The 18,655-nt window shown below is 70.9% G+C and carries 17 protein-coding genes and 1 pseudogene; 11 read left to right on the plus strand and 7 right to left on the minus strand.

The window, feature by feature from the left end:
- The first annotated feature begins 1 nt into the window (after nucleotide 1).
- Both AB0I73_RS28205 and AB0I73_RS28210 read left to right on the plus strand, forming a co-directional pair.
- Complete coding sequence (locus AB0I73_RS28205; RefSeq protein ID WP_363041908.1) at nucleotides 2–712, plus strand: IS6 family transposase; 711 nt, start codon at nucleotides 2–4, stop codon at nucleotides 710–712.
- A gap of 64 nt (nucleotides 713–776) precedes the next feature.
- Nucleotides 777–926, plus strand: coding sequence for a hypothetical protein (locus AB0I73_RS28210; protein WP_363041910.1), 150 nt, complete (start codon nucleotides 777–779; stop codon nucleotides 924–926).
- 74 nt (nucleotides 927–1,000) lie between these two features.
- Here AB0I73_RS28210 and AB0I73_RS28215 read toward each other — a convergent pair whose 3' ends face one another.
- Genes AB0I73_RS28215 through AB0I73_RS28225 form a run of 3 tightly spaced genes read right to left on the minus strand, consistent with a single transcriptional unit; the run spans nucleotide 1,001 to nucleotide 4,394 of the window.
- The gene (locus tag AB0I73_RS28215) at nucleotides 1,001–1,534 is read right to left on the minus strand and encodes a flavin reductase family protein (protein ID WP_363041912.1); all 534 of its coding nucleotides are present in this window, start codon (nucleotides 1,532–1,534) and stop codon (nucleotides 1,001–1,003) included.
- On the minus strand, nucleotides 1,531–2,817 hold the full coding sequence (locus AB0I73_RS28220; protein WP_363041914.1) for a cation:proton antiporter: 1,287 nt from the start codon (nucleotides 2,815–2,817) through the stop codon (nucleotides 1,531–1,533). Before AB0I73_RS28220 ends, AB0I73_RS28215 begins: the two co-directional genes overlap by 4 nt.
- A 26-nt stretch (nucleotides 2,818–2,843) precedes the next feature.
- Nucleotides 2,844–4,394, minus strand: coding sequence for a tryptophan halogenase family protein (locus AB0I73_RS28225; RefSeq protein ID WP_363041916.1), 1,551 nt, complete (start codon nucleotides 4,392–4,394; stop codon nucleotides 2,844–2,846).
- Nucleotides 4,395–4,693: 299 nt separating this feature from the next.
- Here AB0I73_RS28225 and AB0I73_RS28230 point away from each other — a divergent pair, with 299 nt between their 5' ends.
- The 5 genes from AB0I73_RS28230 (at nucleotide 4,694) to AB0I73_RS28250 (ending at nucleotide 11,107) form a co-directional block, all read left to right on the plus strand.
- On the plus strand, nucleotides 4,694–7,882 hold the full coding sequence (locus AB0I73_RS28230; protein WP_363041918.1) for an amino acid adenylation domain-containing protein: 3,189 nt from the start codon (nucleotides 4,694–4,696) through the stop codon (nucleotides 7,880–7,882).
- 149 nt (nucleotides 7,883–8,031) lie between these two features.
- Nucleotides 8,032–8,211 (plus strand): hypothetical protein, encoded by a 180-nt coding sequence (locus tag AB0I73_RS28235; RefSeq protein WP_363041920.1) that lies wholly within the window; start codon nucleotides 8,032–8,034, stop codon nucleotides 8,209–8,211.
- 135 nt (nucleotides 8,212–8,346) lie between these two features.
- Nucleotides 8,347–9,978, plus strand: coding sequence for an IS21 family transposase (gene istA, locus AB0I73_RS28240; protein WP_363041942.1), 1,632 nt, complete (start codon nucleotides 8,347–8,349; stop codon nucleotides 9,976–9,978).
- Nucleotides 9,975–10,724 (plus strand): IS21-like element helper ATPase IstB, encoded by a 750-nt coding sequence (gene istB, locus AB0I73_RS28245; RefSeq protein WP_363041922.1) that lies wholly within the window; start codon nucleotides 9,975–9,977, stop codon nucleotides 10,722–10,724. Before istA ends, istB begins: the two co-directional genes overlap by 4 nt.
- Nucleotides 10,721–11,107, plus strand: coding sequence for a barstar family protein (locus AB0I73_RS28250; RefSeq protein ID WP_363041924.1), 387 nt, complete (start codon nucleotides 10,721–10,723; stop codon nucleotides 11,105–11,107). Before istB ends, AB0I73_RS28250 begins: the two co-directional genes overlap by 4 nt.
- On the opposite strand, the gene AB0I73_RS28255 is transcribed toward AB0I73_RS28250, so the two are convergent.
- From AB0I73_RS28255 to AB0I73_RS28265, 3 genes are all read right to left on the minus strand, one after another.
- On the minus strand, nucleotides 11,101–12,096 hold the full coding sequence (locus tag AB0I73_RS28255; RefSeq protein WP_363041926.1) for a site-specific integrase: 996 nt from the start codon (nucleotides 12,094–12,096) through the stop codon (nucleotides 11,101–11,103). The two genes, AB0I73_RS28250 and AB0I73_RS28255, sit on opposite strands and share 7 nt — an antisense overlap.
- A 560-nt stretch (nucleotides 12,097–12,656) precedes the next feature.
- Complete coding sequence (locus tag AB0I73_RS28260) at nucleotides 12,657–13,076, minus strand: helix-turn-helix transcriptional regulator (protein ID WP_363041928.1); 420 nt, start codon at nucleotides 13,074–13,076, stop codon at nucleotides 12,657–12,659.
- Nucleotides 13,073–14,002, minus strand: coding sequence for a tyrosine-type recombinase/integrase (locus AB0I73_RS28265; RefSeq protein ID WP_363041930.1), 930 nt, complete (start codon nucleotides 14,000–14,002; stop codon nucleotides 13,073–13,075). Before AB0I73_RS28265 ends, AB0I73_RS28260 begins: the two co-directional genes overlap by 4 nt.
- Nucleotides 14,003–14,282: 280 nt before the next feature.
- Here AB0I73_RS28265 and AB0I73_RS28270 point away from each other — a divergent pair.
- Nucleotides 14,283–14,432: pseudogene (locus AB0I73_RS28270) on the plus strand (ATP-binding protein); the annotation flags it as partial.
- Nucleotides 14,433–14,434: 2 nt separating this feature from the next.
- On the opposite strand, the gene AB0I73_RS28275 reads toward AB0I73_RS28270, so the two are convergent.
- A complete protein-coding gene (locus tag AB0I73_RS28275; protein WP_363041932.1) occupies nucleotides 14,435–15,220 on the minus strand; it encodes a GNAT family N-acetyltransferase in 786 nt (261 codons plus the stop codon).
- A 252-nt stretch (nucleotides 15,221–15,472) separates the two neighbouring features.
- Here AB0I73_RS28275 and AB0I73_RS28280 point away from each other — a divergent pair, with 252 nt between their 5' ends.
- The 3 genes from AB0I73_RS28280 to AB0I73_RS28290 all read left to right on the plus strand — a co-directional run bounded on the left by AB0I73_RS28280 (nucleotide 15,473) and on the right by AB0I73_RS28290 (nucleotide 18,556).
- Complete coding sequence (locus AB0I73_RS28280) at nucleotides 15,473–16,654, plus strand: IS110 family transposase (RefSeq protein ID WP_363041944.1); 1,182 nt, start codon at nucleotides 15,473–15,475, stop codon at nucleotides 16,652–16,654.
- 91 nt (nucleotides 16,655–16,745) lie between these two features.
- Nucleotides 16,746–17,612, plus strand: coding sequence for an alpha/beta fold hydrolase (locus tag AB0I73_RS28285; protein ID WP_363041946.1), 867 nt, complete (start codon nucleotides 16,746–16,748; stop codon nucleotides 17,610–17,612).
- A complete protein-coding gene (locus AB0I73_RS28290; protein WP_363041934.1) occupies nucleotides 17,609–18,556 on the plus strand; it encodes a TauD/TfdA family dioxygenase in 948 nt (315 codons plus the stop codon). The genes AB0I73_RS28285 and AB0I73_RS28290 overlap by 4 nt, the downstream gene beginning before the upstream one ends.
- Nucleotides 18,557–18,655 lie beyond the last annotated feature (99 nt).

An 18,655-nucleotide genomic window follows, 5' to 3' on the forward strand; every position in this document is an offset into this window, starting at 1 on the left:
CGTGGCTCCGTCGTACAAGGGCTTCCGTTACCCGGCGGAGATCATCGCGCACGCGGTGTGGCTGTACCACCGCTTCCCGCTCTCCTTCCGGGAGGTCGAGGAGCTGCTGCTCCAGCGAGGCGTGACCGTCTCCTACGAGACGGTCCGGCAGTGGTGCGCCAGGTTCGGGCCCGAGTACGCCGCCGGGCTGCGCCGCCGCGGGCCGCGGGCCGGTGAAAAGTGGCACCTCGACGAGGTCTTCGTGAAAATCAACGGGGTGCGGTACTACCTGTGGCGGGCCGTCGACCAGGACGGCACCGTGCTGGACATTTTCGTGCAGTCCCGGCGCGACGCGAAGGCTGCGAAGCGGTTCCTGGCCAAGCTGATAGGGAAACAGCGCCGGGTGCCCCGGGTGCTGGTCACCGACAGGCTCCGCTCCTACGGCGCCGCCCACCGGGAGCTGATGCCCTCGGTCGAGCACCGGCAGTCGAAGTACCTCAACAACCGGGCGGAGAAGAGCCACCAGCCCACCCGGCAGCGCGAACGGGCCATGAAGCGCTTCCGTTCCGCCGGCGGAGCCCAGCGGTTCCTGGCCGCGTTCAGTCAGATCTCGCCCCATTTCAGGCCCCGGCGTCACCTCCTCACCGCCGCCGAACACCGCCTGGAGATGACCGTCCGCTTCGCCATCTGGGACCAGGTCACCGGCACGGTCGCTGTACCCACAGCGGCGTGACCCAGGGCCGGCACGGAGCCCCCTCATCCCGGCCGCGCCCTTAACCCGCAGCGCCCACAACAAGTTGACAACGCAGCTCAGCGAGGTGCAGGGCCTGATGCGCGCCCACCTCGGCCGGGCCCTGGACGCCCTGGCCGACGCGGAGATCGCCGCCCTCGGCGCCGCGCTGCCCGCCCTGGGCGCCCTCGACCGGGAGCTGCGGGCGGGGCGCTGACCCGACCGGTCCGCCACCGGCGACGACGGCGCCCCCGGAACCGCCCGGACCCGCCTCGGCCCCGCGGCCTCGCCTCAGCCCCCCGGCCAGCGGTGGAAGGCGCGCAGGCCGTACAGCAGGGGCGGCAGCTCCCCGTGGCCGACGATGCGGCGGACCCCGGCGATCACCACCGTGTGGTCGCCGGTGGGGCGGGCGTCCAGGACCTCGCAGTCGGCCGTGGCACGGGCGGCGTCCGGCAGGTGCGGCCCGGCCGCCTCCGCGTCCTGCTCCCAGCGCACCCGGTTGAAGCGGTGCGGATCACCGGAGGCGAACAGCAGGGCCGTCTCCCGTGCGTCCTCGTGCAGCAGCCCCAGCGCGAACCCGCCCGAGTCCCGTACGGCGGCCAGGGTGGGGCTGTCGGTGCGCAGACAGACCAGCAGCGTGGGCGGGTCCAGGGCGACACTGCACATCGACGAACAGGTCATGCCGCGCGGCACGCCGTCGGCGTCGAGGGCGGTGACCACCACCACCCCGCTGGGGAAGGCGCTCATCAGCGCCCGGAACCCGTGGGGCGTGGCGGTGCGCGACGAGTCCGCCGCGACGGTCCGCGCGGGGGCGTGTTCGGTCATGGCAGGCTGCCTTTCGTCACCGGGGTGCCCCGCGCGGGCCGGGGCGGAGGCCGTTCGGCGCGGCGCCGGGCACGGTCCGCGAGGTCGAGCAGCGGTCCCGTCATGGCGGTGGTCACCAGCGCCATCACCAGCATCGCCAGCACCAGCGGGGCGGGCAGGATCCCGGCGCTGAACCCGGCCTGGAGCACGACCAGTTCGGTCAGTCCCCGGGTGTTCATCAGCGCCCCCACCCGCCGGGCGTCGGCCCGGTTCATGCCGCCGAGCCGGGCCCCCGCCCAGCCGCCGGCGAGCTTCCCGGCGCAGCCCAGCAGCACGGCGGCCGCCACCAGCGTCCAGGAGGCCGCGGAGAGCACCTCCCCGGCCAGGTCCAAGCCGGTCACCACGAAGAACAGCGGGGTGCCGGCGGCGCCCAGCCGGCTCACCGAGGCCACCGCCCGCGCCCACGCCGGGTCGTCGCCGGGGACGGACAGCCCGACCACGGCGGCGCCCAGCACGGCCGTCATGCCCAGGTGCTCGGAGCCGGCGGCCACCGCCAGCGCCACCCCGCCCAGCGCCACGGCGGCGAGCCGCGGCCGGCGCCCCGCCAGGGCCGTCACCGCCCGCAGCCGCAGCCCGTGCCGCAGCGCGAGTCCGCACCCCGCGCAGACGGCGAGCCCGGACAGGGCGTGCAGGGTGCCGGACCCGTCGCCGTCGCGCAGGGCGAGCGCGACCGACAGCATCACCCAGCCCACCGAGTCGATCGCGACGGCGGAGGCCAGCGCGACCCGCCCGGCCGGGGCGCCGGTCATGCCCCGGTCGGCCAGGATCCGGGACAGCACCGGCACCGCGGTGATGCTCATCGCCACCCCGGCCATCAGCAGGAAGGCGGGCAGCGGGGCGTCACCGCGGGCCGCCCGGTCGCCGGTCAGGGCGACCACGCCGACCAGCGCGGCCCCGCAGCACAGGGGCGGCACCAGCGAGCCCGCCACCACCCAGGACATCGACCGCGGCCGGACGCCCGGCCCCAGCCGGTGGGTGGCGCCGACCAGGAACAGCACCAGGGCGGCCTGCCCGAGCAGCGACAGGTGGGTGACGAGGGACGGCGGCAGCAGGGTGTCCAGGGCCGGGCGGCCCGCCAGGGCGAGGACCAGCGGGGCGGCGACCAGCCCCATGGTGACCTCGCCCACGACCTCCGGCTGCCGCAGCCGGCGCGCCGCCCGCCGCCCGGCGGCGGCCAGCAGCAGGACGACGGCGAGCACGGCCGCCCCGTGGGCGGCCGTGCCGAACGCTTCGGGGACCGTCATGGCGTCAGACCCTCGCCGGTCCCGCCTCAGCCCAGCCGGGAGAAGTAGTCGTACGCCTTCGGCAGGACCCGAGACAGGTGCGCGGTCTTCTCCCGGATCGCCTCGAACTCCCGGTGCGCGGCCGAGGGATCGGTCAGCGCCAGCGCCGGCGAGGGCTGCAGGACGATGCCGCCCATGCCGAGCAGGACGCACATGTACGAGTACGGCGGCAGCCCGTGGTAGTAGGGGAACACCGTCTCGGAGTCCGGGAGCTGGGTGCGCCACCGCTCCAGGCGCTCGGCGAGCCCGTCGGGCACCGGACGGGTCTTCGCGTCCCGCCAGTACTGGGTGTCGTCGCGCTTGGCGGCGACGTAGTGCAGCACCAGGAACTCCCGCACGCCGTCCATGACGTGGGCGACGGTGTCGTTGTACATGCCCTGCTGGACGTCGTTCCAGCCGGCCGCCGGGAAGTGCTTCACCAACTGCTCGATGCCGTGGTGGATGAAGAAGATGCCGGTGGACTCCAGCGGCTCCACGAACCCGCTGGACAGGCCGATCGCCACGCAGTTGTTCACCCAGGAGCGGCGGCTGCGGCCGATGCGCATCCGGATGTGGTTGGCCTCGACGTCCGCGGCGGCGGGGCCCACGAACTCGCGCAGGGTGCGCTCGGCCTCGTCGGGGGAGAGGTAGTCCTTGGCGTACACGTAGCCGGTGCCGACCCGGCCCAGCAGCGGGATCGTCCAGATCCACCCGGCGTCCTGCGCGGTCGCCGTGGTGCACGGCAGGATGCCGCGCCGCTCCATGTCCATCGGGACCTGGAGAGCCACCGCGCTGTCGTTGGGCAGCGTGTCCTGGTAGGAGACGAACGGCTCCTGGAGGGCCTTGTTCAGCAGCACCCCGCGGAAGCCGGTGCAGTCGACGAACAGGTCGCCGGTCAGCTCGCCGTGCTCGGCGGTGCTCAGCCCGGTGATCCAGCCGCGCTCGTCCAGCCGCACGTCCCGCACGTCGTCGACGAGGTGCTTGACGCCGCGCCCGACGGCGAACCGGGTGAGGTACTTGGCCAGCAGCGCGGTCTCGAACTGGTAGGCGTAGGGGAACTGGGTCTTCCCCTGGTGCTCGGACATGGTCAGGCCCTGCATCTCGTCCGCGTTCTCGTCGAACGGGGTGTCCAGCAGGGTGCCGTCCGCGTGCCGCGGGCTGAGGCCGGCGTCGATCACGGACGCCATCATGAAGCAGTCCCGGTCGAAGCGGTCGCCGGGCTTCTCCTGCAGCCACCAGTCGGTGAGCGGGAAGCCGTTGACCGAGCGGACCTGCTCGAACGGGTGGTAGAAGTGGTGGCCCGGCTCCCGCCAGTTCTCGAAGCGCACCGCGAGCTTGTAGGTGGCGTTGCAGGCCGGCATCCAGTCCTTCTCCTTCAGCCCGAGGAAGGAGAAGAAGTGCCGGATGTCGCTGAACGTCGCCTCGCCGACGCCGACGGTGCTGACGTTCCCCGATTCCACGAGGGTGATGTCGACACGGTGCCCGAACGCGGCCTTGAGGTAGGAGGCGGTCATCCAGCCGGCGGTCCCGCCACCCACGATGACGACTCTGTTGAGCATCCGTTGACTCCTGTCCCGTTGCGGTGAGGCGCTGTCTAAGGAGAGGCCGATTGATTTGGACAGTAAGGTCTTGGAGAAGCGCTCAACAAGTTTTTAAGCGAGCGATGAAAAAGGCGTTCTAGGTAATTCCTTTAAGGCTCCGCTTAATTGGCGTCCATGCCGGCTCTGAGGTGTGCGCATGGCTCTGACCTGCTGATACGTGAGGACTGATTCAGTATGGCCTTAAGGGCGTCGCGCACCTTCCCGAGCCGTGTTAGCTTCGTGGACCATTCGTGACCGGACGAGTGAGGGGCGTGGAAGTGGCGCGATCCGGCCTGGAAGAAGTGCTCCCGCTGACCCCTTTGCAAGAAGGACTTCTCTTCCACGGTCTGTACGACCGGGGAAGCCGGGACGTCTATCTTTCGCAACTCGTGCTGGACATCGAGGGCGACCTCGACGCGGCCGCCCTGCGGGCCGCCGCGACCACCCTGCTGCGCCGACACGCCGCGCTGCGCGTCGGGTTCCGGCACGAGGGACTGACCCGGCCGGTGCAGATCGTCCTGCGGGAGGCCGCCCCGCCCTGGACGGACGTCGACCTCACCGCGGACGCCGCCGACGGCCCGGACCGGGAGCGCGCCTTCGAGGCCCTGCTCGACGCCGACCGGGAACGGCCGCTGGACCCCGAACGGCCACCGCTGCTGCGGCTGACGCTCGTGCGGTGCGGACCGGACCGGCACCGCCTGGTGCTGACCTACCACCACCTGCTGCTCGACGGCTGGTCCTTCTCCGTGCTGCTGCGCGAGCTCCTCGCCCTGTACGGCACCGGGGGCGACGACGGCGCCCTGCCCCCGCCGGCGCCCTACCGCCAGCACCTGAGCTGGCTCGCCGCCCGCGACCAGGACGCCGCCCGCGCCGCCTGGCGGGAGGCCCTGCGCGGACTGCCGCCCGTCGCCCCGCTGGCCCCGGACGGGGCGGCCCCGCGGACCCCCGAACGCCTGGTGTTCACCTTGGACGAGGCCGAGACGTCGGCCCTCACCGAGAGCGCGCGCACCCTCGGCGTCACCCTGAACACGGTGCTGCAGGCCGCCTGGGCCACCGTCCTCGGACAGCACACCGGCGCCCAGGACGTGGTCTTCGAGACCACGGTCGCCGGACGGCCCGCGGAGCTGCCCGGCGCCGCCGGCATGGTCGGACTCTTCGTCAACACCGTGCCCGTACGGGTCCGGTTCCGCGCCGAGGAACCGGTCGCCGCCCTGCTGTCCCGTCTCCAACGGGAGCAGGCCGCGCTGGGCGAGCACCACCACCTAGGCCTCGCCGAGATCCAGCGCCAGGCGCCCGAGCCGGGCCCCCTCTTCGACACCCTGCTGGCGTTCGAGAACTACCCGGCGGGCAGCCCGCTCCCCGGGACGGAGGCCCCCGCCGGAGCCCCGCGCATCACCGGCGTCCGCACCCGCGAGCAGACGCACTACCCGCTGACCGTGATGGTGCTGCCCGGCCCCGGCACCCTGGAGTTCCGCCTGGACCACCGCCCCGACCTGCTCGGCGACGCACTGGCCCCCGCCCTGGCCGGCCAGCTGCGCACCGTTCTGCGCGAGCTGGCCCGCCGGACCGACACGCCCTGGGCGCGCCTCGACACCCTCACCGCCGGGGAACGCGCACGGGTTCTCGGCGACTGGTCCGGCACCGCGCGGACCCTGCCCGGGGCCACCGGATCCGTACCGGCCCGCTTCGCCGCGCAGGCCGCCGCCACCCCCGATGCCGTCGCCGTCCGGGCCGGCGCGCGCACCCTCACCTACGCCGAACTGGACGCCGCCTCCGACGCCCTCGCCGCCCACCTCGCCGCCGAGGCGCCCGGTCCCGAGGAGCCGGTGCTGCTGCTGATGCGCCGCTCGCCCGAGCTGGTCACCGCCACCCTCGCCGTCCTCAAGACGGGCGCCGCCTACGTGCCCCTGCACCCCGGGCACCCCCCGGCGCGGCGGCGCGAGACGGCCCGCCGGGCGGGCGCCCGCCTGCTGCTGACCGACCGGGCCTCGGCCGCCGACGCCGAGGCGGTCGACGCCGCCCGCACCCTGGTCGTCGACGACCCCGGGGCCCCCGTCCCCGCTGCCGTGCCGCGCGTCGGCGCCGACGCCCCCGACCGGCTGGCGTACGTCATGTTCACCTCCGGCTCCACCGGCGAGCCCAAGGGCGTCGCCGTGAGCCACCGCGCCGTCCTCGACCTGGCCGCCCACGGCGGCTGGCGCAACGGCGCGCACGAGCGGGTCCTCACCCACTCGCCGCACGCCTTCGACGCCTCCACCTACGAACTGTGGGTCCCGCTGCTGTCCGGCGGCACCGCCGTCCTGCTCCCCGACGGTGACCTCGACCTCGACGTCCTCGCCCGGACCCTGGCCGAAGGCCGGGTCACCGCCGCGTTCCTGACCTCCGGTCTGTTCCGGCTGGTCGCCGAGGAGGCGCCCGCCGCCCTCGCGGGACTGCGCGAGGTGTGGACCGGCGGCGACCGGGTCTCCGCGTCCGCCGTCCGCCGGGTCCGCGCGCACTGCCCGGAGCTGACCGTCGTCGACGTCTACGGCCCCACCGAGACCACCACCTTCGCCACCGGCCATCCTCTCCCCGCCGACCGCCCGGTCCCCGACTCCCTGCCCATCGGCCGCCCCCTCGACGGCACCCGGGCCTACGTCCTCGACGACCTGCTGCGCCCCGCCGCCCCCGGCGCCCCCGGCGAGCTGTACCTGGCCGGCGCCGGACTCGCCCGCGGCTACCTGGGCCGGCCCGACGCCACCGCCGAGCGGTTCGTCGCCGACCCCTTCGGTCCGCCCGGTGCCCGCATGTACCGCACGGGTGATGTGGTCCGCTGGACCCGGACCGGTGAGATCGAGTACGTCGGCCGCAGCGACGACCAGGTGAAGATCCGCGGGTTCCGCATCGAACTGGCGGAGATCGAGGCGGCGTTGGCCATCGTGGACGGCATCACGGAGGCCGCCGTAGCGGTCCACGACGACCGCCTTGCCGCGTACGTCACGGGCCCGGCGATCCCCGCCCCGGACGTCCTGCGCACCCACCTCTCGGCGACGCTCCCGCACTACATGCTCCCGTCGGCGTATATGACCCTCGACGCCCTGCCCCTGACCGCCAACGGCAAGCTCAACCGCCGTGCCCTGCCCGCCCCGGAGTTCACCGCGACGACCGGCCGGGCCCCGCGTACCCCGCGCGAGGAGGTCCTCACCCGGCTGTTCACCGAGGTCCTTGCCCTGGACCACGTCACCATCGACGACGACTTCTTCACCCTCGGCGGCGACAGCATCCGCTCCCTCACCCTGGTCGCCCGCGCCCGTGAGGCCGGGCTGGACTTCACCGTGCGGGACGTCTTCGACCACAAGACCCCCGCGCACCTCGCCGAAGCCGCCACCGCGACCACACTGCACGCCCACGACCCCGCCCAGGACGCCGAGCCCCTCCTCACCGGCCTCAGCGCCGAGGAACTCGACAGACTGCACTCCGAGTGGTGACGCCCCACCGACCCACCGCCCCCCATTACCTTCTTCGTGGCCCCGCAATGGGGCTCCCGGCCTCTGGAGCCGACATGACTGGTCCCCCCTGTCGAACGCATGGCCCGGAGGGTGGTGTCACCGGCTCCGGAGGCATCGACAGACCGCTGATGAGGGGCATGACCACCGGCTTCTCCGGAGGCAGGGAGGCTCTTCGTAATGTGGATGTGGCGATCGGTGCCGTGGGACGGCCGGGCGAGTACGACCGGAGACTGCACGTGATCGACACCAGCGACATCGGCGTCTTCCTCGGCCCGGACGTCGGCAAGGGTGGCTTTATCGAGCAGTAGCGATGTCGCTTCTCGATGAGTTTGGGAGGCGCCCCGTTCCACGGACGGGTGGTGTTGGCGAGTTTGGGAGGCGCTGGGGTCCTTGCCAGGGCAACATCGGGATGCTCCTGGTGAAAGGTGCTGGTCATGCCGCAGATGTCGAAGGTCGAGCTGTACGCGGCTATCCGGCGTGACCATCGCGGCGGCATGTCGATGCGGGAGCTCGAGCGCACGCACGGCGTGACGTGGCGGACGGTCCGCAAGGCACTGGACTCAGCCTGGCCGGAGCCACGCAAGAAGCTGCCGCCCCGGGCGACCGGGCTGGATCCGTACAAACCGGTGATCGACGAGATCCTCCGCGCGGACCTGGACGCGCCGCGCAAGCAGCGTCACACCGTCACCCGGATCTTCCACCGGCTGGTCGAGGAACACGGCGCCGACGTCTCCTACGGGATGGTCCGCTACTACGTCGCCGCCAGGAAGCCCGAGATCCTGACCGAGTCCGGCAGGGCACCGCTGGAGGCGTTCGTCCCGCAGACCCACCAGCCCGGTCACGAGGCGGAAGTCGACTTCGGCGACGTGACCGTGCGCCTCGCCGGCGAGCTGGTGACCTGCTACCTGTTCTCCTTCCGGCTGTCGTACTCGGGCAAGGCCGTCCACCGGGTGTTCGCCTCCTGCGGCCAGGAAGCCTTCTTCGAAGGCCACGTCCACGCGCTGCGGACGCTGGGCGGTGTCCCGCGGAGCAAGGTGCGCTACGACAACCTCAAGGCCGCCGTCGCCCGGGTACTGGGACTGAGCCGGGCGCGGGTGGAGGCCGACCGGTGGATCGCGTTCAAGTCGCACTACGGCATCGAGAGCTTCTACTGCCGCCCGGGCATCGAGGGCGCCCACGAGAAGGGCGGCGTCGAAGGGATGATCGGCTACTTCCGCCGCAACCACTTCGTTCCCGTCCCCGAGGTCGCCTCGCTCGCCGAGCTGAACGAGATGGTCGAGCAGTGGGACCGGCAGGACGACGCACGCCGCATCGGTGCCCGGTCCAAGACCGTCGCCGAGTGCTTCGCACTCGAGCAGCCGCTGCTGATGCCGCTGCCCGAGGAGCCGTTCGAAACCGGACGGCTGTTCACCCCAAGGGTCGACCGCTACGGCCAGATCCCGGTCCGCACCAACCGCTACTCGGTGCCGATCCGGCTGATCGGCAAGCGGGTGCGGGTCGTCCTGCACGCCTCTCACCTGGTGGTTTACGACCAGAACGTGGAAGTGGCCCGGCACGAGAGGCTGATCGCCAAGGGTGCCGTCCGTCTGGAGCTGGATCATTATCTGGAGGTCCTGGTCCGCAAGCCCGGCGCGTTCCCCGGCTCCACCGCTCTGGAGCAGGCCCGATCGGCGGGCAGGTTCACCCCGGTCCACGACGCCTGGTGGGCTCAGGCTCGGAAGGTCCACGGTGAGCGGGACGGCACCCGCGCGCTGATCGAGGTCCTGCTGCTGGGCCGGCACCTGCCGCACGAGCACATCGTCGCCGGTCTGGCCGCGGCCCTGCGGGCCGGGGCGATGACCGCTGACGCGGTCGCACTGGAGGCCCGCAAGGCCGCCCAAGCCGAGACCGAACCCGCCCCGGCAGGCCAGCCGTCGCCCGGCAAAGCGCCGGCGAACGTGACGTCCCTGCATGAGTGGAAGCTGTCCCATCTCCCGCCGGACACCAGGCCACTGCCGTCCGTGGCCCCCTATGACCAGTTGCTCCGACGTCGTCGCGCCAGCGGCGGTGACCACCGAAAGGGAGAAGCACAGTGACCCTGCCCCGCCAGCGCGGCTTGACCGAGCAGGCAGCCGACGCCGCCATCGACACCGCCTGCCGCATGCTGCGGCTGCCGTCGATCCGTAACGAGTTCACCGAGATCGCCGACCGGGCGATGAAGGACCAGACGACCTACCGCGGCTTCCTCGCCGAGCTGCTGATGGCCGAGTGCGACGACCGCGCCCGCCGCAGGTCGGAGCGGCGGATCAAGGCGGCGGGCTTCCCGCGGGAGAAGTCCCTGCGGGCGTTCGACTTCGAGGCCAACCCGAACATCGACCCGGCCACGGTCCACACGCTCGCCAGCTGCGAGTGGATCAAGAAGAGCCAGCCGCTCTGCCTGATCGGCGACTCCGGCACCGGCAAGTCGCACATGCTGATCGCCCTGGGCACCGAGGCCGCGATGAAGGGCTACCGCGTCCGCTACACGCTTGCCACCAAGCTGGTGAACGAGCTGGTCGAGGCGGCCGACGAGAAGCAGCTGAACAAGACCATCGCCCGCTACGGCCGCGTCGACCTCCTCTGCATCGACGAGCTGGGATATATGGAACTGGACCGGCACGGCGCCGAGCTGCTGTTCCAGGTTCTGACCGAGCGCGAGGAGAAGAACAGCGTCGCCATCGCCTCCAACGAGTCGTTCGGCAAAGCGCACATGTTCCGGCGAACCCGTGCGAGGCAGTGCCTGAACAGCACGGGTTCAAAATGGGGGCCCGTCACTGAGCCGCACGTATCCTGCGGGCTGTGACCGCGATATATGTGCTGGACGGCACCCAGATCAGGACGCTGGAAGACTTCTGGCGAGTTATCGGTGAGGCGATCAACGGCCCCGGTGGCTACTTCGGCAGAAATCTCGACGCTTTTGCCGACTGCCTCAGTGGCGGCTTCGGGGCGCCCGATGACGATGACTACGTGGTTGAGTGGCGGGACCATCAGGTATCTCGCGAGTATCTGGGTTATCCAGAGACTGCTCGGCAGTTGGAGATCCGCCTGTCGCGCTGCCACCCCACGAACCGCCCAGCGGTCAGTGCAGCTCTGGCCGCGGCACTTGAAGAGCGCGGAACAACCGTCTTCGACTGGTTGATCGAGATCTTCGAAGGTCGCGCCCCTGGCGTCCTGCGACTTCAGTGACGGTGGATGCCCCGCTCCTCACCGCCTGCCATGCGGCCCTCGTCGACGCGGTCGGCGAGGTAGATCAGAGTGGCCTGTGGGTCCATGCCGAAGGCGGCCGCGACGAGCTTGGGGTCCATGGTGTTCACCAGGTCGAGGAGCCGAGTGCTGCGGATCATCCGGGGCGGATACCCGCAGTCGTCAAGGACGTGGGAGAGATAGGCAGTTGAGGCTGGGCTTCGCCCGGCCTTGGTTCCTTTGGTGACCATCACGTGCGGGTTGGCCGTCGGCCATGCCTCGCGGTGGGCCAGGCAGCGTTGCAGCACGGTCCAGGAGGCGGGATCCAGCGGGACGGGATGGGGTCGTTTGCCGAGCCGGACCGTCTGAGCCGCCGCGTCGACGTCGGTGATCTTCAACGTCCGGACCTCGGTGCTGGAGGCGCCATGCAGCAGAGCGAGCATGCCGAGCAGTGCCTCGTGGGGGTGAACCTGACCGTCGGTGGTCCATCGACGGAAGAGCTCGCGCTGCTGGCCGAGGGTGAGGGTGCGGCCGCGGAAGCCGTTGCGCTCCTTCACGATCAGCGTGCGGGTCGGGTCGATCAGCACGATGCGCTGGGAACGGGCGAAGCGGAAGAACTGCCGCAGCACCACCAGCCGGCGCTTGCGGGCCTTGGGCAGGGTGGCCAGGAAGGCTTCGACGTCGTGCACGTCGACCAGGGCCCAGTCGTCCTTGCCACGGTGCTCGGTGAGGAAGCGGGCCAGGTCTCGCAGGATCGACAGCGCGGTTTCCAGGGTGTGGTCGCTGCGGGGGCGAGTGCCGGCCCGGCGGGCCCGGTCCTGGGCCCGCATGCGGGAGGCGTCGAAGGCAATGACGGCCGGCCTGAGGGGTTCGGGGGTGGCGTCGATGCGGCGCTTTCGCCGCCCGGCGGCGAGCCGTTCGGCCTGGTCGGTGGGCAGGGCCAGGCCGCGATGGGTGAAGAAGTCCTCGAGAGCGCGGGCGAAAGGTCCCATCGACCGTCCAGGGCGGCGGGACCGTTCCAGCAGGGCCTGAGGCGAGTTGGAATGCTCGTCCTGCAGGAGACGGCTGAGGTCGGTGACGAGGCCGCAGGCCCGAGAGGCACAGAAGCGGGCCGCGACATGGGCGACGAAATCGTCCAACCATGCGGGTGGGTTGGTGAGTTGGTCACGGAGGTGTTCGCCGCGAATGAAGGGGCGGGCAGGGTGCCTTTGCCAGCAGGCCGAGCACAGACCCAGGCCGGCATGCCGCCGCAGTTGTCCACACTCGCGGCAGGGCTGGGGCGGCTGTTTCGGTGAGCCGGGGTGGGAACATCGCCCGCACCATCCGGTCTCCTCGCGGAGGTGCCCCGGCTTGCCGCAGCGGGGGCAGGGCTGCTGGGCGGCAAGCCGCTTGGCCTTTCGCCGACAGACGCCGCAGAGCCGGTTGTGGGCCGCACGGACCGGATGACCGCACTGTTCACAGACGCGAGAGCAGGTGATGCAGCGGCCGGTGTCCTCCTGGAGCACGCGGTCCTTGTTGCAGGACGGGCATGCCGTCTTCGCTGCTTGTTCCTCTATCCGGCGCCAGCACCGGCAGCAGTGCACGCGATCGATATACCCGACCGGGGCGCCGCAGGCGACACAGTCCCGTTGCTTCTTGCCCATCGTGATCCCCACAGGTCACAGGGGCGGCATCGACCGGCCCCGGGCGGAGACGGCCTTCGGGAGGTCGGCGACGGGCCGGGGCGGTGTGATGGGCCGCTCGACGGGGGGGTGTCGACCTCGATCAGGTCGTTGGGGGTGCACTCCAGCGCAGTGCACAATGCGGCCAGGGTGGTCATCTTCACCTGCGAGGGTTCCTTGGTGAACAGCGCGGACACCGACGCGGAGGACAACTCCAGGCCGGCCTTCTCGGCCAGCAGCCGCCGCAGCTCGGTCCCGGTCCACACCTCGCGCTGGGCGGCGGCCATCCGCAGCCGCCATCGGATCTTCATACCGTGGTGTCCTCCCCGGACAGCTCCGCCAGAGTGCTGGTCACCGCACGCTGATAGGCGTCCTCGATGAACGTCGCGGAGGGCCGGACATAGCGCATGGTCGAGCTGACCGTCCAGTGACCGAGCATTTGCTGGATCGCCACGAGATCGACGCCGCGTTCGTAGTTGTGGGTCGCGCACGCCTTTCGCAGAGCATGCGGGCTGAACCTCTCGGCCGACGGGCGTCCTTCGAGTTCCATGAGATAGCGCAGCCGGTTGCGGATGGTTCCGCGATGCAGCGGGCCGCCGGACTCGTCGGCGAACAGCACAGGCGATTCGGGGAACTTGGGACGCACGTCGTCGAGGAACCACCGCAGCACCAGGTCCAGGCCGTCGAGCATGGGCACCCAGCGGGGCCGCGGCCCCGAGGTGTGGGCTCCCTTGCCGAAGCGGACGTGGAGCTTGCCGAACGGGCCGCGGACGAAGTGCACGTCCGGCTTCTCCAGCAGCGATGCTTCCTCCGAGCGAAGCCCGGCGTGATATAGCGTCCGGAACATCGCATAGTCCCGGGCAGCGGGCCCGTACTTCCTCGCGGTCGCGATCCGCTGTTTCATGAAGTCGAAGAATTCCGCAACCCGCTCAGGTGTTGGCGGCGGCACCAGGGACGGGGAGTCGTCGCCGACATGCCGGGAAGCGTTGAACTCGTCAACCGGGCAGACCAGCCGGATGCCGAACGCGGCCTCGATCTCGGCCGCCTTGCGGGCCTGCAGGAACCGGTGGAACCCCTTGAAGATCTGCACGTACTCGCGCCGGGTTGAGGTCGCCCGGCCCTTCACCGCGAGGTCACCGACCACTCGATCGATATCCTCGGGCGTCACCTCCCACGCGGGCCGGCCCAGGGCCGCAAGGGTTCGTTCCAGCAGGCCGATGTCGTTGTCGATGGTCACCGGGCTGAACCCGCGGGCCCGCCACGAGGAGACGAACGCGTCGACGCACGCAGTCTGGAACTGCCACGGATCCGTGGTCACCGGCCCCTGCGGGACGGCCCCGCCTGCGATGACCTGGAGTCTCGCCTCGGCCACCGGCACACCTTCCTCGCACCTGAACGGGCAAGGCAGCACCTTGAAATCAGGGGTGCTACCGCGAGAACCAACGAGGACCGGAGGGACGGGATACGGCCAGGTGGCAGCGGCAACTCTTGTGAGGGAACAAGTGCCAGCCCCAGATGGCTGGACCAAGACCTTCACCGATCCCCGCCTTTGCGCGGCCATCGTCGACCGCCTGACCTTCAACGGCACCATCATCGAGACCGGCACCGACTCCTACCGCCTCGCCAGCACCCGGGCACGAGCCGAGGAGCCGGCGAAGGCCGGCTGAGCTCAGGGCGACCAGACATACGGTGTCGTCGTGGTGACCACGTGCAGGCCAAGGCGGGTGAGGATCGGGGCGCTGTCGGCTGAGGCGTCGACGTAGACGTAGGGGACATCGCGGGCAGCAGCGAGTTGGGCTCGGTGGGCGACCATGGCCCGGTAGATGCCCTGGCCGCGCCATTCCTTGAGCGTTGAGCCGCCCCAGAGGCCGCCGAAGTCGACGCCGTCATTGAACACCAGCCAGGCGGCGCAGACGACTTCGGCGCGTGCCTCGGCGACGAGGACGATGGTGTTCTTTGGGGCGTTCTCGACCCGGGCGGCCAGGTCGTCGGCGAGCCAACTCCAGTCCTCGCCCCAAACGGTGCTCTCCAGAGCGGCAATGCGCTGAAGGTCTGATCTGGCGGTGACACGGCGGAGGGTCACGCCGTCGGGCAGGACGGGGTCGGCGGCAAGGTCTGCGGACTGCCCGATGAGCACCGTCTCGCTGTCCTCGGCGACGAAGCCGGCCGCGGTGAGCCGGTCGGTGAGGTCGGCGGGGAGATCATGGGCGCGAGTCTTCCATTCGACCGCCTCACCACGGGCAGCGTAGAAGTCACGCTGCCGCGCTATGAGCGTGTCGAGTTCTGCCCCGTACACACCGAGGTCGCGTGGGCCCGTGACGAAGCCACGGTGCCAACCGACGACACGGGTCAACGGGCCGTCCTTCTCGACGCGGGCGCTGCCGCCAGGCGGGGTGACACCACGGAGTTGGGCGTCATACGCGGTGCGGAGTTCGTCGATCAGAGTGTCCTTCACTCAAACACCGTACGGACCGGGTCAAGTGAATAATCGCCAGTCGAAACCGCGCGAACATCAAGGGCTGCACTGCCTCACCCGGCCACCGGAGATCAGAACAGGTACTGACCTCTGCCGCTACCTGCCTCGACGGCCAGCCGCCCTTCGAGCGGCTGGCCGTCGACACGTTCGCATCCACGCAGCGCCGTCATTTCTCATCCACATTCCAGAGCCGGTTGATCACCAACTGCCTCCGGAAACCGTCGACAAACGCTGTTCTTGGAGATCAACGAAGCCAGCAAGGGCGAACACCACGCCACCGCCGTCACCCCGACCGGGAAGAAAGCCTTCGACAAGCGGCTGCCCAGCAGCAAGCCCAAACTCCGCGAGCTCTTCGCAAAGTTGCAGGCCAAGCACGGCCCCGTGCTCGTGGTCGTCGACCAACCCGCATCCATCGGCGCCCTGCCCATCGCGGTGGCCCGCGACACGGGTTGCCAGGTCGCCTATCTGCCAGGTCTCACGATGCGACGGATCGCCGACCTCTATCCCGGCGAGGCCAAGACCGACGCCCGTGACGCCTTCGTCATCGCCGATGCCGCCCGGTCGATGCCGCACACGCTCCGCTCCATCGAGCTGGACGACGAGACCATCGCCGAACTGGAGATGATCGTCGGCTTCGACGACGACCTGGCCGGCGAGGCCGCCCGCATCAGCAACCGGCTGCGCGGCCTGCTCACCCAGATCCACCCGCACCTCGAACGTGTCCTGGGCCCGCGCATCCAGCACCCGGCCGTGCTCAGACTGCTGGACCAGTTCGGCTCGCCGGCCCTGATCCGCAAGGCCGGACGGCGCCGGCTGATCGGCCTGATACGCCCGAGGGCTCCGCGGATGGCCGAGCGGCTGGTCGAGGACATCTTCACCGCGCTCGACGAGCAGACCGTCGTCGTCCCCGGCACGGACGCGGCCGCCCTGATCGTCCCCAGCCTCGCCGGCTCGCTCCAAGCCGTCCTGGACCAGAGCAAACTCCTCGCCACGAGGATCGAGGAACTGCTGGAGGCCCACCCTCTTTCCAAGGTCCTGACGTCCATGCCCGGCATCGGCGTCAGGACCGGAGCCCGGATCCTCATCGACGTCGGCGACGGCAGCAGTTTCCCGTCCGCCGCCCACCTGGCCGCTTACGCCGGACTCGCTCCGGCGACCCGCAGCTCGGGCTCGTCGATCCGTGGCGAACAGCCCTCCCGCCGGGGAACCAAGCAGCTCAAACGGGCCTTCTTCCTGTCCGCGTTCGCGGCTCTGGCCGACCCGGTCTCGCGGGCCTACTACGACAAGAAGATCGCTCAGGGAAAGCACCACACCCAAGCCCTCCTCTGCCTCGCGAGACGACGAGCCGACGTGCTCTTCGCGATGCTCCGCGCCGGCACCTTCTACGAACCCCAACCCGCCCCCACGGGTTGACGAAACCCATAGGGGCACCCCCCGGGAACCACCAGACCAACAGACCATCAGACCCCCCAACAGACAGAGAGAAAGAGAAGAGGTGAGAGCCCTGTCCCTCGTCACGGTCAACGGGATTCGCCTGCACTACACGGTGTCCGGGCCCGCCGAGGGCGAGACCGTCGTCCTGGTCATGGGCACCGGGGCTGGCGGCCGGGCCTGGCACCTGCACCAGGTGCCCGCGCTGGTCGACACCGGGTACCGCGTGGTCACGTACGACAACCGGGGCATCCCGCCCACGGACGTGTGCGCGGACGGGTTCACCGCGCAGGACCTGGTGGGTGACCTGACCGGGCTGATCGAGCACCTCGGGCTCGCGGACTGCAAGCTGGTCGGCACCTCCATGGGGGCGTACGTCGTGCAGGAACTGGCGCTCCAGCGGCCCGGGTTGATCAGGCAGGCCGTGCTGATCGCGACCCGGGCCCGGATGGGGGCGCTGGGGACGGCGCTCACCCGCGCCGAGATCGAGCTGATGGACGCCGGGGTGCGGCTGCCGGCCCGGTACGACGCGGTGACCCGGGCCATGCAGAACCTGTCGCCGCGGACCCTGGCGGACGACGGCCGGGCGTCGGACTGGCTCGACATCCTGGAACTGACCGCAGCCGACGGGCCTGGGCTGCGCGCCCAGTTGGCGGCGAGCCGGATACCGGACCGGCGGGACGCCTACCGGAACATCACGGTGCCCTGCCATGTGATTGCGTTCGCCGACGACCAAGTGACCCCGCCGCACCTGGGGCGCGAGGTGGCCGACGCGATCCCCGGGGCGACGTACGAGGTCGTCCCCGACTGCGGGCACTACGGCTACCTCGAGGACCCCGGCACGGTGAACAAGAGCATCGTGGAGTTCTTCCGCACTGTTCACCGGGCGCCGCCCGCACCACGCACCATCCACCACGACGCCGGAGGGCGAGGACGATGAGCGAGCGAGAGACCTGGCGACCCCTGGAGATCAAGCCCGACGAGGTCGGCGTGCCCGCGTCCCCCGAGGGACTGGCCGCGTATCTCGGCTCCCTGGCCGGGGACAGGCTGACCGACCTGCTGGTGCGGGAGAAGGCGCTGGTGTTCCGCGGGTTCGGGGTGACCGAGAAGCGGCTCGACCTCGCCATGGACCGGCTGCTGCCCAACCGGTTGGCCTACGTGCACGGCAACTCGCCCCGCACCAAGGTCGGGCGGAACGTGTACACGTCCACCGAGTACCCGCCCGAGCTGACCATCTCCATGCACAACGAGCTGTCGTACGCGCATGCCTGGCCCTCGCGGCTGCTGTTCTGCTGCGTGACGCGGCCGGAGACGGGCGGGGCCACCCCGGTCGTGGACGGGGTCCGCTGGCTAGAGTTGCTGCGGCCCGAGGTCCGGGCGGCGTACGCGGGCGGGGTGCTGTACACGCAGAACCTGCATGACGGGTACGGCCTGGGCAAGAGCTGGCAGGGCACCTTCGAGACGGACGACCGGTCAGAGGTGGAGGCCTTCCTCAAGAGCACCGATGCGGAGTGGGAGTCGCGGGCCGACGGCACCCTGCGGGTGACGCAGCGGCGGCCGTCGACCGTCCGGCACCCGGTGACGGGTGTCGAGGTGTGGTTCAACCAGTCCGACCAGTGGCACCCGGCGGCGCTCGGTGACGACACAGCGGCCGAGCTGGCCGCGATCATGCCGGAGGAGGAGCTGCCGCAGTCGGTGCGGTTCGCCGACGGCAGTCCCATTCCGGCCGACTACGTCATCGAGGTCCGGGACAAGGGGCTGGAGGCCGCCGTCGACTGCGACTGGGAGGCGGGCGACCTGATGCTCATCGACAACGTCCTGGTGGCGCACGGACGGCGGTCCTTCACTGGTAGCCGCCGGGTGCTGGTCGCGATGTCCGACTGAGCACCGGGACACGACGGAGGGGGTGGGCCGCGCCCGGCGCGGCCCTCCTCGAGGGTCTTGAAGCCGATGGCGTGGTCGGCGAGACCGGGGATCGGCAGG

It is taken from the genome of Streptomyces sp. NPDC050388, assembly GCF_040655635.1.
Taxonomy (GTDB): domain Bacteria; phylum Actinomycetota; class Actinomycetes; order Streptomycetales; family Streptomycetaceae; genus Streptomyces.

Coding starts and splice junctions, on each gene's coding strand:
- AB0I73_RS28255 (WP_363041926.1), bottom strand. CDS start 12,096: ATGGGACCTTTCGCCCGCGCTCTCGAGGACTTCTTCACCCATCGCGGC.
- AB0I73_RS28235 (WP_363041920.1), top strand. CDS start 8,032: ATGAGGGGCATGACCACCGGCTTCTCCGGAGGCAGGGAGGCTCTTCGT.
- AB0I73_RS28220 (WP_363041914.1), bottom strand. CDS start 2,817: ATGACGGTCCCCGAAGCGTTCGGCACGGCCGCCCACGGGGCGGCCGTG.
- AB0I73_RS28215 (WP_363041912.1), bottom strand. CDS start 1,534: ATGACCGAACACGCCCCCGCGCGGACCGTCGCGGCGGACTCGTCGCGC.
- AB0I73_RS28225 (WP_363041916.1), bottom strand. CDS start 4,394: ATGCTCAACAGAGTCGTCATCGTGGGTGGCGGGACCGCCGGCTGGATG.
- AB0I73_RS28260 (WP_363041928.1), bottom strand. CDS start 13,076: ATGAAGATCCGATGGCGGCTGCGGATGGCCGCCGCCCAGCGCGAGGTG.
- AB0I73_RS28290 (WP_363041934.1), top strand. CDS start 17,609: ATGAGCGAGCGAGAGACCTGGCGACCCCTGGAGATCAAGCCCGACGAG.
- istA (WP_363041942.1), top strand. CDS start 8,347: ATGTCGAAGGTCGAGCTGTACGCGGCTATCCGGCGTGACCATCGCGGC.